Source organism: Streptomyces sp. NPDC000229, from assembly GCF_040300825.1.
Classification (GTDB): Bacteria; Actinomycetota; Actinomycetes; order Streptomycetales; family Streptomycetaceae; genus Streptomyces.
The window spans coordinates 1-15395 of the sequence record NZ_JBEPEL010000080.1 but is presented as its reverse complement, the minus strand read 5'-3'; the positions used below and the strand labels follow the sequence as shown (position 1 = coordinate 15395).

At 72.1% G+C, this 15395-nt stretch carries 12 protein-coding genes and 1 pseudogene; 4 read left to right on the top strand and 9 right to left on the bottom strand.

The window, feature by feature from the left end:
* The first annotated feature begins 176 nt into the window (after nucleotides 1–176).
* The 4 genes from ABT360_RS28720 (at nucleotide 177) to ABT360_RS28705 (ending at nucleotide 4789) form a co-directional block, all read left to right on the top strand.
* Nucleotides 177–503, top strand: coding sequence for a hypothetical protein (locus ABT360_RS28720; RefSeq protein ID WP_351822635.1), 327 nt, complete (start codon nucleotides 177–179; stop codon nucleotides 501–503).
* Complete coding sequence (locus ABT360_RS28715) at nucleotides 500–2764, top strand: TOMM precursor leader peptide-binding protein (RefSeq protein WP_351822632.1); 2265 nt, start codon at nucleotides 500–502, stop codon at nucleotides 2762–2764. The genes ABT360_RS28720 and ABT360_RS28715 overlap by 4 nt, the downstream gene beginning before the upstream one ends.
* Nucleotides 2765–2979: 215 nt before the next feature.
* Complete coding sequence (locus tag ABT360_RS28710; RefSeq protein ID WP_351822629.1) at nucleotides 2980–4149, top strand: sensor histidine kinase; 1170 nt, start codon at nucleotides 2980–2982, stop codon at nucleotides 4147–4149.
* Between the two features lie 25 nt (nucleotides 4150–4174).
* The gene (locus ABT360_RS28705) at nucleotides 4175–4789 is read left to right on the top strand and encodes a response regulator transcription factor (protein ID WP_351822626.1); all 615 of its coding nucleotides are present in this window, start codon (nucleotides 4175–4177) and stop codon (nucleotides 4787–4789) included.
* A 117-nt stretch (nucleotides 4790–4906) separates the two neighbouring features.
* On the opposite strand, the pseudogene ABT360_RS28700 reads toward ABT360_RS28705, so the two are convergent.
* The 9 genes and pseudogenes from ABT360_RS28700 to cimA all read right to left on the bottom strand — a co-directional run.
* Nucleotides 4907–5239 (bottom strand): annotated as a pseudogene (locus ABT360_RS28700) (4'-phosphopantetheinyl transferase family protein); the annotation flags it as partial.
* Nucleotides 5240–5609: 370 nt separating this feature from the next.
* Entirely contained in the window at nucleotides 5610–6845 is a 1236-nt protein-coding gene (locus tag ABT360_RS28695; protein ID WP_351822623.1) for an acyltransferase domain-containing protein, read from the bottom strand.
* Nucleotides 6846–6909: 64 nt separating this feature from the next.
* The gene (locus ABT360_RS28690) at nucleotides 6910–8694 is read right to left on the bottom strand and encodes an acyl-CoA dehydrogenase family protein (RefSeq protein WP_351822620.1); all 1785 of its coding nucleotides are present in this window, start codon (nucleotides 8692–8694) and stop codon (nucleotides 6910–6912) included.
* Nucleotides 8691–10388 carry a fatty acyl-AMP ligase gene (locus ABT360_RS28685; protein WP_351822617.1) on the bottom strand — a complete coding sequence of 566 codons (1698 nt, stop codon included), beginning with the start codon at nucleotides 10386–10388 and terminating at the stop codon, nucleotides 8691–8693. The genes ABT360_RS28690 and ABT360_RS28685 overlap by 4 nt, the downstream gene beginning before the upstream one ends.
* A gap of 79 nt (nucleotides 10389–10467) precedes the next feature.
* Nucleotides 10468–10659: an acyl-CoA carboxylase subunit epsilon gene (locus ABT360_RS28680; RefSeq protein ID WP_351822614.1), complete on the bottom strand. Its 192-nt coding sequence runs from the start codon at nucleotides 10657–10659 to the stop codon at nucleotides 10468–10470.
* Nucleotides 10660–10771: 112 nt separating this feature from the next.
* A complete protein-coding gene (locus ABT360_RS28675) occupies nucleotides 10772–11401 on the bottom strand; it encodes an antibiotic biosynthesis monooxygenase family protein (protein ID WP_351822612.1) in 630 nt (209 codons plus the stop codon).
* Nucleotides 11388–12374, bottom strand: coding sequence for an aromatase/cyclase (locus ABT360_RS28670; protein ID WP_351822609.1), 987 nt, complete (start codon nucleotides 12372–12374; stop codon nucleotides 11388–11390). The genes ABT360_RS28675 and ABT360_RS28670 overlap by 14 nt, the downstream gene beginning before the upstream one ends.
* 87 nt (nucleotides 12375–12461) lie before the next feature.
* Nucleotides 12462–13508 carry a ketoacyl-ACP synthase III family protein gene (locus tag ABT360_RS28665; RefSeq protein ID WP_351822606.1) on the bottom strand — a complete coding sequence of 349 codons (1047 nt, stop codon included), beginning with the start codon at nucleotides 13506–13508 and terminating at the stop codon, nucleotides 12462–12464.
* Between the two features lie 23 nt (nucleotides 13509–13531).
* Nucleotides 13532–15154, bottom strand: coding sequence for a citramalate synthase (gene cimA, locus ABT360_RS28660; protein WP_351822603.1), 1623 nt, complete (start codon nucleotides 15152–15154; stop codon nucleotides 13532–13534).
* Nucleotides 15155–15395 lie beyond the last annotated feature (241 nt).

The window sequence follows — 15395 nt, the reverse complement described above, 5'->3', positions numbered from 1 at the left end:
AGCGTCGCATCAGCGCCGTTGGAGCCCCAGTGAGCGGGTCACGAGGCCCGGCATGAAAATGTCATGCCCCGGTGGTGATTCCCGCACTGTGATTCCGCTCGCGCCGGGCAGCAGAATCCGTGGCCTCGGCACGTCGGACGAAAGCTCGTCCGACGCCTTCAACGAGGGGGACTACCATGAGCACCGCTCTGTCCAACGCACGCCCTGACGTCGAGGAAGCGACCGCCGTCGCGTTCTCGAACGATCACCGCATCGCGCTCCTGACGGCCCGGACCGCTCTGGAACCGGAGCTCGCCCAGCGTTACACCGAGGACCCGCGCTCCCTGCTCGCCGAGTTCGGCCTGTCGGCCGTGGAGCCGGCGTACGCGGCCTGGACGACGGAGAACGACGCGCACCTGCTGATCGAGGACCTGGATCAGCTGGGTTCGGTGGACGAGGGATTCAGCATCGTCTTCACCAGGAGTGGTCAGCCGTCCCAGTCCGTCGAAGCCTCCCTGAGATGACGACGACGCTGCCTGAGGGCGCCTCACACCGTGTGGGGTTCAAGCCTCACCTGAGGGTGGAGATCGTCAGGGGCGAGGCGGTGTACCTGCTTTCGGAGCGTGGCACGACGGCATTGCAGGGCCGCTCCATCGAGGCCCTCGCGCCACTGCTCGACGGTTCGCGTACGCTGCCCGGCCTGCTCGACGAGGCGGCCCGTACGCTGCCGGCGGCGGAAGCGGGCAGGTTGATCGCCAAGCTGGCGCAGGCCGATCTGATCGGCTACCGCGACCCGCTGGCGGACAACGCCGCCGCCGCGTACTGGGAACTGGCCGGCCTGGGCAGCGCGGAGGCCGTATCCGCGCTGCGCGACACCACGGTCCAGATCGTCGCCTTCGGCCGGGTGAGCGCCGAAGAGGCGCGCAAGCAGTGTGTCGCCGAGGGGCTGACCCTGGCGGGTCCGGGCGAGCGCGTCGACTTCACCCTGGTCCTGTGCGACGACTATCTCGATCCGCGGCTGCGCGACCTGGACGGCCGGTTACGCGCACGCGACAGGCCCTGGCTGCTCGCCAAGCCCTGCGGCGCTGAGGCGTGGGTGGGCCCGGTCTTCGGGCCGGGCGACCGGCCCTGCTGGTCCTGCCTGGCCCACCGGCTGCGCGCCCGGCTGTTCTCCCAGTCACCCGTCCGGCAGGCCCTCGGCCTGCCGGGCGCGGTCCCGGTCCCCGACGCCTCGCTCGGCGTGGTGCGCGGCCTCGGCCTGCACACCGCGGTACTCGAGACGGTCAAGTGGATGGCCGGCATGCGGTACGAGGAGCAGGGTGCCGTGTGCACGCTGGACACGCGTACGCTGCGAACCCGTCACCACGCGGTGACGAGGCGTCCGCAGTGCCCGGACTGCGGGGATCCGCAGCTGGTGGCGACGCACGTGCGAAGGCCGGTCGTCCTCACGTCGCGCCCGAAGGCCGAAGGGACGGGCAGCAATCACCGGGCACTGACACCCGAAGCCGTTCTGGCGCGTTACCGGCACCTCGTCGACCCGGTGACCGGCATCGTGCCCGAACTCCAGACGGTGCCGGATGCTCCGGAGGGGCTGAACCGCTGCCTGTCGGGACGGAACGCGGCATTGCAGGCGCACTCGCTGAACGGTGTACGCGGTGGTCTGCGCAGCCAGAGCGGCGGCAAGGGGGTCACCCCGCTGGAAGCCCGGGTGGGCGCCCTGTGCGAGGCGGTGGAGCGCTACTCCGGTACGCGCCAGGGGGACGAGCCGGTCGTCGTCGACACCTTGACCGGTCTGGGCCCGGCGGCCGTTCACCCGAACGCGTGCCAGCTCTACGCCGACCGGCAGTTTCGCGACCGCGACCGGTGGAACGCCACATGCACGCCCTTCCAGCACGTCCCGCCACCGTTCGATCCGCGGGAACCGGTGGAGTGGACACCGGTGTGGTCGCTGACGGCCGGCGAGCACCGTCTGCTGCCCACGTCCATGCTGTACTACGGCCCGGGTCCGGATGGTGTCGCCCGGGCCCCGTGGGCGGACTCCAACGGTGCTGCGGCAGGCAGCAGCCTGGAGGACGCCGTGGTGCAGGGGTTCCTCGAACTCGTGGAGCGCGATGCCGTGGCGCTGTGGTGGTACAACCGCACGAGGCAACCGGCAGTGGATCTCGACGCCTTCGACGAGCCCTGGCTCGCGTGCACCAGGGAGGCGTACGGGCGGCTGCGCCGTGATGTGTGGGTGCTGGATCTGACGACCGATTTCGGGATTCCGGCCATGGCGGCGATCTCCCGGCGGATCGACGGGGACGAGCAGGGCATCGCTTTCGGTTTCGGCGCGCATTTCGACCCCGCGCTGGCACTGCGCAGGGCGGTCACCGAGATGAGTCAACTGCTGCCGCTGGGACGGCAGGTGAGCGCGTTCCGTGCTTCCCACCCGGATCTGGATCGTTGGTGGACGAGCGCCACTGTCGAGAAACATCCGTACCTGACGCCCGATCACGCTCAGGCACCACGCGGGCCGCGGAGTTACCCGATGGAACGGCGCAGTGATCTGCGGGAGGACGTCCAGGCCGCCGAAAGGCTGGTGCGGGCGCGGGGGATGGAGCTGATGGTGCTCGACCAGACCCGCCCTGACGTGCTCCTTCCGGTGGTGAAGGTGATCGTGCCGGGGATGCGGCACTTCTGGGCGCGCTTCGCGCCCGGGAGGCTGTTCGACACACCCGTGGCACTGGGCCGGCAGGCTCGCCCGACTCCGTACGGTGACCTCAACCCGGTTCCGCTGTTCGTGTGAGTCTCGTTGGTGATTGCGAGCAGTGGCTCAAGCTCAACGCATAGTCATACTATGCGCTTCGCCACCCCTGTCCTGGCGAGGAGACGGCTATGCCGGATGCACCCTTCCCCGCGGAAAGCTCTATTCCGCATACGCAGCATGGCCTGCAGGTCCCACTCGCACAACCGACCGGTGCACGATCCTCCCGGGAGGACCTGCGCGTCTCGCCGAGGCAGGTGGCACCGGCACCACGACTGGCCCGCGGCATCATCGTGGTGGCACTGAGCTGCTACTGCTCCGTGACCGTCATCAACGTCCTCCGCAACGTCAAGTTGGGGACGGTGACGCTGACCATCTGTGTGGCGACTGTTCTGCTGACCTTCGGAGTGCAGTTCGCCATCTCCTCCACCCGCGCCCGGGCGTGGAGTCTGCGTCGCCGCGTCACCGTCCTCGGGGCCCAAGTGGTGCTCACCTACCTGCCGATGGTCTGGTTCGACGCCAGCTGGGGCAGCATGCAGGGGCCTCTGTGCGCGTCGATCCTCCTGACGCTCCCGCCCCGGATCGCCTGGCCGGCCTACGGGCTCGTGGTCGCCGGCCTGATCCCGTACTCGATCCTGGCCGGCGCCGGCCCGCTCGACGCCGGATACGTCGTCATCGCGGGCGGTCTCACCGGACTGGTCATCTACGGGCTGAGCCGGCTCGCCGACCTGATCCAGGAACTGCACGACACCCGTGAGCAGATGGCGAAGATGGCCGTCACCCAGGAGCGCCTGCGCTTCTCGCGGGACCTGCACGACCTGCTCGGTTACAGCCTCTCGGCCATCGCCCTGAAGGGAGAGCTCATCCAGCGGCTGGTGCCCGTCCGGCCGGAACAGGCGGCCGAGGAGACCGCCGACCTGCTCCGGGTGGCCCGGCAGGCGCTCTCCGACGTACGCCTGGTGTCCAGCGGGTACCGCGACATGTCCTTGTGCGACGAGGCGGAATCGGCGGTGGCCGTGCTCGCGGCCGCCGATGTGCGGGCGGACGTGCGGGTGGAGTGCGGGCGTCTCCACCCGACCGTCGACACCGTCCTCGCGACCGCCCTCAGGGAGGGAGTCACGAACATTCTCCGCCACAGCCGCGTACAGCTATGTACCATCAGGGCACTTGTGGAGGGGGAAACGGTCAGGCTGACCCTGGTGAACGACCGTCCGCACGAGAAGGCCGACCACGCCTCCTCGGCCGCCCGGCGTGGAGGGAGCGGCCTGGACAACCTCCGTACGCGCTTCTCCGCGATCGGCGGAGGCCTGAGCGCCGGTGTCCGGGAGGACGGGCGGTTCCACCTCGAAGCGTGGGCACCCCTCCGCCCGCAGAGCTCCGGAGCGGGAGGAGCGCCGGACGCGGCCAGGGAGAGAGCCGCAGCCTGAACGGACGTCGAAGACGGGGGTTTTGATGCTGTCCGTGAAAATCCTCCTCGCGGAGGACGTGCACATGGTTCGGGGGGCGCTGGTCGCACTGCTGGAGCTCGAACCGGACCTGCAGGTGGTGGCAGCCGTCGATCGCGGTGACACCATCGTGCAGGCCGCTCTGGAGGTACGACCCGACGTGGCCGTGATCGACGTCGACCTTCCGGGGATCGACGGGCTGACCGCGGCAGCCGAGCTGCATGAGCAGCTGCCCAGCTGCCGCACCCTGATCCTCACCAGCCTCGGCCGCCCGGGGACCCTGAGGCGCGCCCTGTCCGCGCACGTCTCCGGGTTCCTCCTCAAGGACTCCCCCTCGGACCAGCTCGCGCTCGCCGTGCGGTCCGTGGCGGCGGGACGGCGGGTCGTCGACCCGCAACTCGCCCTGGCCGCCTGGGACTCGCCCGACAACCCGCTGTCCCCGCGGGAACTGGAGGTCCTACGCCTCGCCGCCCGCGGTGCCGACGCCGCCGAGATCGCCGGATGTCTGTACCTGTCCAAGGGAACGGTCCGCAACTACCTCACGGCGATCGTCAGCAAACTGGGCGCCCGCAACCGGATCGACGCCATCCGGCTCGCCGAGGAGGCCGGCTGGATTCCCTGACGCCGGGCCCGGCGCCCCCAGCAGTGCGTCGAACAGCCCCTCGTCCAGCATGGTGTCGACGGCCACGTCCGCCGGCTCACCGAACCCGGTGTCGAAGACGGCGGCGCTCACCACATAGCGGTCCCCCACCGGGAAGGTGCCGAAGGTCCACTCCGAGCCACTGGCGCGCGTGCCGTCGGGCCGCACCAGCCAGGTGCCCGCCTCGTGCAGCGCGAAGCCGAACTCGGTGAACCGGAAACGCAGCCCCTGGCCGAGCGCCTTGCTGTAGGCCTCCTTGAGGGTCCACAGCCGCACCATGGTGTCGTTGCGTCTCCCCTCACCGCCCGCGTCGAGCTGCGCCTTCTCGTACGGGGTGCACGCCTGCGACTCCGACCCGGTGTGCGCGAGGCGCCGGTCGGCGCGTTCCACGTCGACGCCGACACGCCCCGTGCGGGTGATCCCGACGACCATCATCTCCTCGGTGTGGCTGAGGCTGACGTCGATCTGGTCGCAGCCCCGCACATACGGGCGGCCACCGGGCTGGTACGACAGGTCCACCAGGTGCGGCGCGGTCCGCAGGATCGCCGCCGCCGTGTGCCGCAGCAGCAGGCGGGAGGCGGCGAACCGTTCACGCATCCGCGGCTGCGTGAAGTTCTGGTAGCGCTGCCAGTCCCGGCCGAGCACGCGCCGCAGTTCGTCCTCGGTGCCCTCGCGGGGCAGCCACGCGGGCATCGCTCCGTACACCAGGACGGTGCCCATGCGGGTGAGTTCGTCGCGTACCCCCTCCCACGGGCCGTACGGTCCACGAAGGGGCAGGGGCCGCCCGATCCGTCCCGTCACCTCACGCCCCGGCCAGTGCGGCGGCCAGCGGGCCGGCGTCCAGCACGGAGATCACCCCGGCCAGGTCCACGGCGTCGCTCTGCGGCCCCTGGCACACCGGGAGGCAGACCGGGCCGTGGGCACCGCCCAGCCGTCGCAGGTACGGGGTGAGCACCGCCCGCGGGCCGATCTCCACCACATGGGTCGGCGTCTGCTGCGCCAGCAGGCTGCGGGCGGCGTCGGCGAACCTGACGGGCGCGGTCAGCTGCTCGGTCCAGTACGAGGCGTAGAGCGGCTCGGTGGTGAGCCTGCCGTACACCGTGGAGTAGAACGGCATCGAGGCGGCGCCGCCGGGGACCCGGCGGACCACGGCCTCGAACTTGGGGACCACGGGCGCCATCAGCGGGGAGTGGAAGGCGTGCGTGACCGTGAGGTGGCGGCACCGGACCCCGCGCTCCGCCAGCTTGCTCTCGATGCGTTCGAGCCCGGCACGGTCTCCCGACAGCACGGTCGACTTGGCCGCGTTGATGGCGCTGATGCCGACGCCCGGCTCGCAGGCGACCAGCTCGGTGGCCTCGTACGGGGTGATGCAGGCGGCCATCATCCCGCCGCCGGAGGGCAGGTACTGCATGAAGGCACCCCGCAGCGCCACCAGCTTGGCGGCGTCGGGCAGCGTGAGCGCGCCCGCGACCGTGGCGGCCGCGAACTCGCCGATCCCGTGGCCCAGCACGGAGACCGGCCGGACACCCGCCTCCTCCAGGGTCTTGGCCAGGGCGTACTCGACGGCGAACAGGGCCGGCTGGGTGAACGCGGTCTGGTGGATGCGCGAGTCCCTGTTGAGGATCATCTCCACCACGGACAGCCCGGTGTACGGCTGGAGCACCGCCCCGGCCTCGTCCAGGAACCGGCGGTAGACGGTCGAGTTCCGGTAGAGCCCCGACGTCATGCCGGGATGCTGGGAGCCCTGGCCGGTGAAGACGAAGGCCGCCCGGATCCGGTTGCCGCCCGACCCCGCGCCCCGCTCCGCCATGTGGCGGGCGAGCTGCCGGACGGTGGGGTACGCCCAGATGTCGGCGGGCTCGACCAGCGGCCCGAACTCCTCCTCGATGTCGCCGTAGAGGCTCAGCCCGGCCACCGAGTCGAGGTACTCGTGCACGGAGTCCGTGTCCAGCACCGGCCGGCCCAGATAGTGCGCGAGCCGCTCCAGCAGCCATTCGCGGTACGCGGTCTCGAAGTCGTCCTGCTGCTGTTCTCGCATGATCTGCTCCTTCTCGGACTCTGGGGGCGGCCCGCACCGGCCGGGCAGGGTGGCCCGCGCGGGGTCAGGCAAGCGGTGAGTCGTACAGGTCGTAGCTGCGGCGGCCGTGCAGCCGCGACAGGGCTTCGGCGAGCACCCGCCGCTCACAGGCACCGGGGCGGTCCGGGAGCGGCAGGCCCAGCCGGCGGCACAGCCGGTACAGGGCGGCCGTGGGCCAGGCCGCGTCGGCGAGGAAGGTGCCGGCGGCGCCGGGGGCGGAGCGCCGGCCACGCCACACGCCGAGGCACGCGGCGGCCGCCAGCACCATGGTGTACCGGTCGGCGAGGCCGAAGTTGTGCGGGCTGGCCAGGGCCGCGCGGTCACCCTGAGGGACGTCCGCGAAGGCCTTGCGCAGATCGCCCAGCTCATCGGTGAGCGTGCGGGCGAGGAGGCGCAGCACGGTCCCGCCCTCGCCCGTGCCGTCCGGCGCCCCGGCCCGTTCCAGCAGGTCCGCGGAGGCCACCAGGGTCGCGGCGAGCGGGTCGCCGTCGCCCAGGAGCGCCGGCTGCGTCAGGTCGAGCGGCGGCAGCTCGTCGTCGAGCCCGAACAGCGCGGCGGGCGCCTCGTGGCCGGTGAACCAGGCGTGCCGGGCGAAGTACGGCAGCTGGGGCAGCAGGCTGACCTGCCGGCCGGCGCTGCCCGCGTGCCCGAGCGAGGTGACCGGCAGGTCGCGCAGCTGCTTCTGGAACATCCCGTACATGCCGTCCTCGGCGAACGTCGCCTCGCCGAGCACGGCCGACATCTCGTCCATGCTCTCCGCGACGAGTTTGGGCGCCAGGTACGCCGCCGCGGCGGCGTAGGCGCTCATCTGGTGGGGCAGCAGGTGCAGGCCGCGGGTGGAGACCAGGGCGAGGCAGTCGATGAGCAGCAGGTCGAGGAAGGCCCCGGTGAGGACGTCCCGCACGTGCTGGACGTCGAGCGAGGAGCGGCCGTCGTCGCGGCGGCGGTCGGCGAAGCGCGCCACGGTGCGCAGCGCGGTGTCCGCGCCGGCGAGCACGATCGACGGGATGAGGCCGCGGATGACCAGCGAGGAGCGCAGCGACAGTTCGTAGCCGTCGCCCGGCTCGCCGAGCACGGCGCCGTCCGGGACCGGGCATTGGGTGATGCGCAGGCCGCCGAACTCGGCGCTGCGCATCCCGGTCGTGGTCCGCCGTGCGAGGTTGCGTACGCGGTCCGGGGGAAGCTCCTTGCGGTCCAGCAGCAGCACCGTGCGGCTGCGGCTGCCGGTCACGCCCGGGTTCCGGGCGAAGATGACCAACCCGTCGGCGCGGGAGGCGTTGGCGATCGCGGACTTGCTGCCGTCGAGCACCAGCCCGCCGTCGCCGGGGCGTACGGTGAACTCGTCGCTGACGAAGTCGTTGCCGTGCGCCACCTCGTGGCGTGCCACGGCCATCCGCCGGCCTTCCAGCAGGATCCGGGCGGCCAGCCGCCGCTGCTCGTCGTCTCCGGCCGTCCACACCGGAGTGGCGGCGAAGAAGCAGTTGAGCCCGTACCCGAAGCCGAGGGAGGCGTCCCGGCGGAACACCGGCCGCAGCAGCCGGCCCAGGACGTCCATCCGCCGGAGCCTGCCGCCGAGCGGGGCGGGAACGAACTCGGCGTTCAGGCCGTACTCGTCCAGTACCCGCTCCCCCTCGGGCAGGACGCGGCCCGCCGCGTCGGCGGCGAGGAGCGCTGCGCCGCCGAGCGGGTTGGCGGGGTCGTCGAGCGGCCCGAAGGCACGCTCCAGGGCGTTGATGCGGTCCTGTGCCGCGCGCTGGTCCTGTGCCCCGTGCTCGTCCTTCGCGCCCAGTGGGTCCCGTGCCGCGCTCACCGCTGCCTCCCGGTCGCCACGAGCCGCTGGACCTCGGGGTCGACGCGTTGGTGCAGCGCGGTGACCTCGCCACGGAGGAACAGCCGGCGCATGGCCGCCCGTTCGACCTTGCCGCTGGTGGTCCGGCGTACGGTTCCGGGGCGGACGAGCAGCACTCCCCCGGTCGTCACCTCGTACTCCTCGCGCAGCTGCTGCTGGACGGCGGAGACGAGCCCGGCGAGGTCGGTGTTGTACCGGCTGCCCGCCCGCAGCTCCTGGAGGATCACGACGCGTTCCCGTTCACCGCGGACCGCGAAGGCGGTGGCCGGGCCGAACAGCGCGCTCACGCGCTGCGCCGTGCGCTCCAGGTCCTGCGGGTACAGGTTGCGTCCCGCCACCACGATCGTGTCCTTGAGGCGTCCGTTGATGTGCAGGAGGCCGTCCACGAGGGCGCCGAGGTCCCCGGTGCGCAGATAGCCGCCGGCGCCGTCGGTGATCCGGCCGTCGAAGGCCGCCGCGGTCTCGGCGGGACGCGCCCAGTATCCGGGGCCGACACCGGCGGCCCGTACCCAGACCTCGCCGGTCCGGCCGTCGGGCAGCTCCTCGCACGTCTCCGGGTCGACGATGCGTACGTCGGCGGAGGCGGGCGGACCGCAGTGGACGGAGCCTCTGGTGCCGGTGAGGTTCGCCGGGGCGGCGGCGGACCCGGACACGAACAGGGTCGCCTCGGCCAGCCCGTAGCACGGGATCAGGGCCTCGGGGCGCAGACCGGCCGGGGCGAACCGCTCCGCGAAGGCGCGCAATGTCGCCGGGTCGACGGGCTCGCCCCCGCTGACGGCGATCCGCCAGCCGGACAGGTCGAGTCCGGCGATCTGCGCGTCGTTGACCCGGCGCACGCACAGCTCGTACGCGAAGTCGGGCGCGCCGCTGGCGGTCAGCCCGTACCGCGAGATGGTCTCCAGCCAGTGCGCGGGCCGTTTGACGAAGGCGGTCGGGGAGAGCAGCACGGCCGTGCCGCCCAGCCACAGCGCGTGCAGCAGCTGACCGACGAGGCCCATGTCGTGGTGGAGCGGCAGCCAGCCGCCGATCCTGGCGCCGCGCCGGATGCCCAGCGCCGTTCCGATGGCCTCCTGGTTGGCCAGCAGGCTGCGGTGGGTGACCACGACACCGCGGGGGTCCCGGGTGGAGCCGGAGGTGTACTGCAGGAAGGCGACCGCGTCGGGGTCGGTGAGGGCCGGGGGAAGCTCCGGCACGGCGGTGCCGGCCGGGTCCGGCGGGGCGTCGGCAAGGACGCAGGTGACGTGTCCGTAGCCGGTGCGGGCCAGCAGCTGGGACACGTCGGCGGCCTCGTCGGCGGCGGTGAGCGCACAGGAGACCGAGGCGTCCTTGACGATTCCGGCGATGCGTTCGTCGTGGTGCGGGCGGCCCCCCGGTGGGGCCACCGGGACGGCGACGGCTCCGGCGTACAGGCAGGCGAGGAAGCCGGTGGCGAACAGCGCCCGGGAGCTGTGGGTGAGCAGCACCCGCTCCCCCGGAGCGACGTGCCGCCGCAGTCGGCCGGCGAGCGTGCGGGCCGCGTGGTCGAGCTCCGCGTAGGAGATCGTCCTGGGCTCCAGGATTCCGGACCTCTCGGTCAGGATGATGAGGGCCTCCCGTTCGGGCGACTGGGCGGCCTGGGCCTGGATGAGTTCGGTGAAGGTCCGGTGACCGGTCACGCCCTCCCCCTTGCTTGTCGTGCGGCCGTCCCTCCCGGTGCGGCCGCGGCTGTCCCTGGCGATCGTGTGGTGGGTGCGGTCACGGACCGGGCCGGGCCATGGGGGGCCGGTAGTCGCCCGCCTTGACGGTCCATTCCGCGTACGCGGCCTTCTCCGCTTCGCCCGGCTCGCCCCCGCGGCGTGCCAGGGCCAGCAGCACGGCTGTCACAGCGGCGAGTTCGGCCTCGTCGGGCTGCCCGCGGAGCACGGTGATGCGCGTTGTTTTCACCATGGGGACAGCGTGCGCCCGCCCGCTCGAAGCGGGCTCGCGCGGGAAACGCGGAAGAGCCGAGGACCTGTGGTCCTCGGCTCTTTTGCCGGTGGAGCCGTCGCGGGCGGCCGGTTCAGCCGATCACGCGCTCGTACGCGACGTGCCGGGTGCGGTCCACCGTGATGTCCGCGCGCCGGCCGAGGGCGTGCCGCAGGGCGCGGTATTCCGCGCTGCCCAGGGCACGGTCGCAGTCCGCCGTGTCCCGCCACCACTGCAGGCCGGTGTACCGGCCGGGGAGCAGCGTCGAGCGCAGCAGGTCGCTGCCCCCGAAGCCGCCGAGGGTGCCGAAGTGCTCGTTCATCTCGGCGTAGCCCCGCTCGAAGGCGTGCGGCTCCTCGCGCACCGTGACCTGGGTGAGCACCACGTTCTCGGCTCCGACGACGGCGTTCTCCCTGAGCACGCGTGCGACGCTCACGGCCTGGTCGGCCTCGGCGTCCACCAGGGGGCCGAGCTTCTTGACGTGGAGCTGGAACGTCTCGTCGTTGACGGTGTCCAGGAAGCCCCGCAGCGTGCGCCAGTGGCCGATGTGCGCGTACACGTGCGGCCGTTCGACGAGTCTCACGGTGACGAGGAAGTCGAAGTCCTCGCGGCGGCGCAGGAACTGGGAGTGCTCCCTGAAGAGCCTCTCGAACCTCGCCACGTCGCCCTTGACCTCGAAGCGGTTGATCACCGCAACCGGCTTGTGCAGACTACGATCCGGCACGCGCTTCCTCCGCGAACTGCTTGGCATGGCGCAGGGTGGTGGAGCTGTTGGTGCCGAGCGCCTTGCGGACCAGGGCGCGGGCCTCGGCGAGCGTCGCCTCGGGGCCGAGTGCCGCGCGGACCCCTTCGGGGTCGAGCGTGACGGTGTGCCACGAGGTGGCTCTGACTGTACCGTCACCCAGCGACTCGATCACCCATCTGCCGGTGTGCCCGCTCATCGCGACCGGTACCCGGAGCTGCTTGTAGACGATCATGTTGCGGTCCTCGAAGCACACCCGTACCGAGGTGGTGTTGTGGGTGGAGCCGTCGGGGCTGCGGGTGTCCATGTCCATGTGCTGGACGCCCGGTTCGTCCTCGGTGAGGTCCAGCCGCGCCACGTGGGGCAGCCGCTCGGGCCAGAGGTCGGCACGGTCCAGGAAGGCGTACACATCGCCGGCGGCGCCGGCGACGACTTCGGAGTCGCTGAAGGTGAAGTGGAGTTCGTCGCGGGCGCCGCCCAGTTCGGCGGCGTTCTTGAGGGCGGCGAGCTCGGCACGGCTGTTGCGGTCGACGGCCTGCTCGATCAGTTCCTCGGCGGCCGGGTCGTCGCCGGTGGCGCGGTAGTCGTGCAGGAGCACCACGCGGGTCCTGCCGTCCTCCAGCGGCTCGACGCGCCACTCGCCGCCCATCGAGGCGACCGGTGCGGCGGAGGCCACCTGGCGGAAGGTGATGGTGCGCGACGCCGGGTCGAGGGTGCGCCGGGAGGTCCAGGTGCGGACCTTCTCGTTGGCGATGGCCCAGATGCGCAGCAGCTGTTCACCGCCCGTCTCCGGTGCCTCTTCGAGCACCTCGACGTGGACCGTCGGTCCGAACACCTGGGGCCACGCGGAGACGTCCGCCACGAGGTCGTAGATGGTGGCGGGCGATGCCGCGACGGTGATGGAGTGCTCCGTGACGTGGGGAGCTGTGGTCTCGGACGTAGCGGTCGGTGCCACGGCAACCTTCCCTTCGACAGCCGTGAGGAACGGCGGATCTGCAGATTGGCATGAGGGTGCTCAACAGCGGGTGGAGCCCGGGTGGAGTCAGGGCGCGGGGTGCTCCGTGGCCCACGCCGGGCGGTGCAGGATCTCCAGGACGGCGCAGCCCCAGCTGTAACCGGCGCCCACGCTGACGAGGACGCAGCGGTCGCCGGGGCGGGCCTTCCCGGAGACGATGAGGTGGTCGAGGCCGGCGAACTGGTCGCCCGCGCCGAGGTGGCCGACGGTGCGGCTGAAGTCCCAGGTGGTTCGCTCGGGGTCGATGCCGAACGGCTGGTAGTAGATGGACTGGAGCCGCCGCCGCCCGAAGTGGGGCAGGACGACCCACTCGGCGTCGGCCAGCTCCATCCCGGCGTCCGCGAGGGCCTGTTTCAGCACCGTCTGCTGGCCGTTGTGGGCGCGGGTGATGGCGTACGACATGCCGACCCGGCCGATGAAGGCGCGTTTGGCCTCCTCGAAGTCGACCGGGATGCGCTGGCTGAACGGGGCGGGGCCGAAAGGCTCGTCCCCCCGGTGCAGGGGCTCGAGTTCGGGGTCGGCGTGCATGGACAGGGAGACGAGCCGGGCGAAGCCGTCCCGGCGGGAGAGCACCAGTGCGCTGGCCCCGTCGGCGTACGGGGTGCCCGGGTCGGTCCGCCAGCGGTCGATGCCGGGTTCGCAGAACCGGTCGGCGGTGGTCAGCAGGGCGTCGCCGCGGCCGTGGCCGGCCGAGAGGTAGGCGGTGGCCAGGTCGACGGCGGCGAGACCGCCGTTGGACATCTGCCGGATCTCGATGGCCTGGCAGCTGTTGCCGAGTGCCTCGCGCTGGATGTACGAGGCCACCGGCCACAGGTCCTGGCCCTGGTGGTAGGTGTCGGCGTGGAGCAGGAGGTCGACGTCGCCGCCGCCGGTGCCGGCCCGGCGCAGGGCCGTGCGGGCGGCCGCCGCGCCCATCTCGGCGGCGGACTCGTGGGGCGAGTACGCCACGGACACCAGGCCGGTCGACGAGGCCACCCGGGGCGGGCAGGCCCCGGAGGCGACGGCGTCGGCGACGGTGACGGCGGAGGGGAGCCGCACGGAGGTCCCCCGTATATAGATGTCTTCCACACGCACAGTGGCTCCCGGGAAATCGAGGCTCAGCCCGTGGCCACCGCGGCCAGGGTGGGTGAGCGGTGGGCCTCGGGGGGCCCGTCGAGCAGGACGTAGTGGACGGCGTCGAGCAGCGCCGCCCAGCTGGCCGCGACGGTGTTCTCGTCCACGCCGACGGTGCCCCAGCGGCGTTCGCCGTCCCGGTAGGAGATCAGCACCCGGGCGGCGGCTCCGCTGCCGACCTGGCCGTTGAGGACCCGTACCTGGTAGTCCACCAGTTCGAGGCGTGTCAGTCCCGGGAAGTACGGGTCGAGCGCCGAGTGCAGGGCGGTGTCCAGGGCGTTGACCGGACCGTTGCCGAGTCCGGTGGCGGTGACGGACTCCCCGTCGACGCGCAGCCGCACCGACGCCTCCGTACGGACCTCGCCGTCCCGGCGCCGCGAGACGCCCACGGCCCACGAGTCGACCTCGAACGGCGGCGTGGCCGGGCCGCCGGCGAGTTCCTCGCGCAGCAGCAGGACGAACGAGGCGTCGGCGGACTCGAAGCTGTAGCCGCGGTTCTCCAGTTCCTTGACGCGGGCCGCGGCGCGGGCGACCTCCTCGGAGCCGGCCTCGACCTCGTAACCGAGTTCGCGGGCCTTCAGTTCGATGGAGGAGCGTCCGCCCATGTCGGAGACGAGGGTGCGCATCGTGTTCCCGACCCGGGAAGGGTCGGTGTGCTGGTACAGGTCGGGGTCGACGCGCAGGGCGGAGGCGTGCAGGCCCGCCTTGTGGGTGAAGGCGGAGATGCCCGTGTAGGGGGCGGCCGGGTTGCTCCGTACGCCGGTGAGTTCGGTGATCGCCCGGCCCGTCCGGGACAGGTCCCGCAGCCTTTCGAGCGGGACGACCTCCCGGCCCCGCTTGAGCACGAGGTTGGCGATGACGGTGAAGAGGTTGGCGTTGCCGCACCGTTCGCCGTAGCCGTGGGCGGTGCCCTGGGCGTGGACGGCGCCCGCGTCGACGGCGGCCATGGTGTTGGCGACCGCGCACCCGGTGTCGTCGTGGCAGTGGATGCCGATGGGGGCGCCGGTCATGGCGATGGTGTCCGCCACCACGGCCCGTACCTCGTCCGGCAGCGATCCGCCGTTGGTGTCGCACAGCACGACGGTCTCGGCCCCGGCCTCGGCGGCCGTGCGGACGACCGCCAGGGCGTACTCGCGGTTGACGAGGTAGCCGTCGAAGTAGTGCTCGGCGTCGAGGAAGACCCGGCGCCCGGCGTGCACCAGGTGCCGCACGGTGCTGCCGATCATGGCGAGGTTCTCGGCGAGGGTGGTGCGGAGTGCGTGCTGCACATGGCCGGTGTGGCTCTTGGCGACCAGGGTCACCACGGGCGTCTCGGCGGCCAGCAGCGCTCGTACCTGCGCGTCGACGGACACGGGGATGCCGGGCCGGCGGGTGGCGCCGAAGGCGGCCAGGACGGCGTTCTTCAGGTCGAGTTCGGTGCGTGCGCGGCGGAAGAACTCGGTGTCCTTGGGTACGGCTCCGGGCCAGCCTCCCTCGATGAAGCCCACGCCGAGGGCATCGAGCCGACGCGCGACGGCGAGCTTGTCCTCGACCGTCAGCACCAGGCCTTCCTGCTGGGTGCCGTCGCGCAGGGTCGTGTCGTAGAGCTGGAAGCTCTGCTCAGCCATCGGCCCCTCCCTTGTCCGGTGTGTGTTTCCGGCGGTCTCGGCGCGCCGGTTGGATTCCCCACGGTCGGGCGACGGGCCGGAGAACGGCTCGAGCGGTACTGGACCGGGAAAGGGCACGACGGCGCGGCGGGACCGGACGGCGGTGGCGACGGCCGCGCCGGGCGGGCGGGGGCCGAAGGCGGTGGCATAGGCGTCGTTGACGTACGCGACGCGGTGATCCCTTCGACGGTGGCTCGGCCCC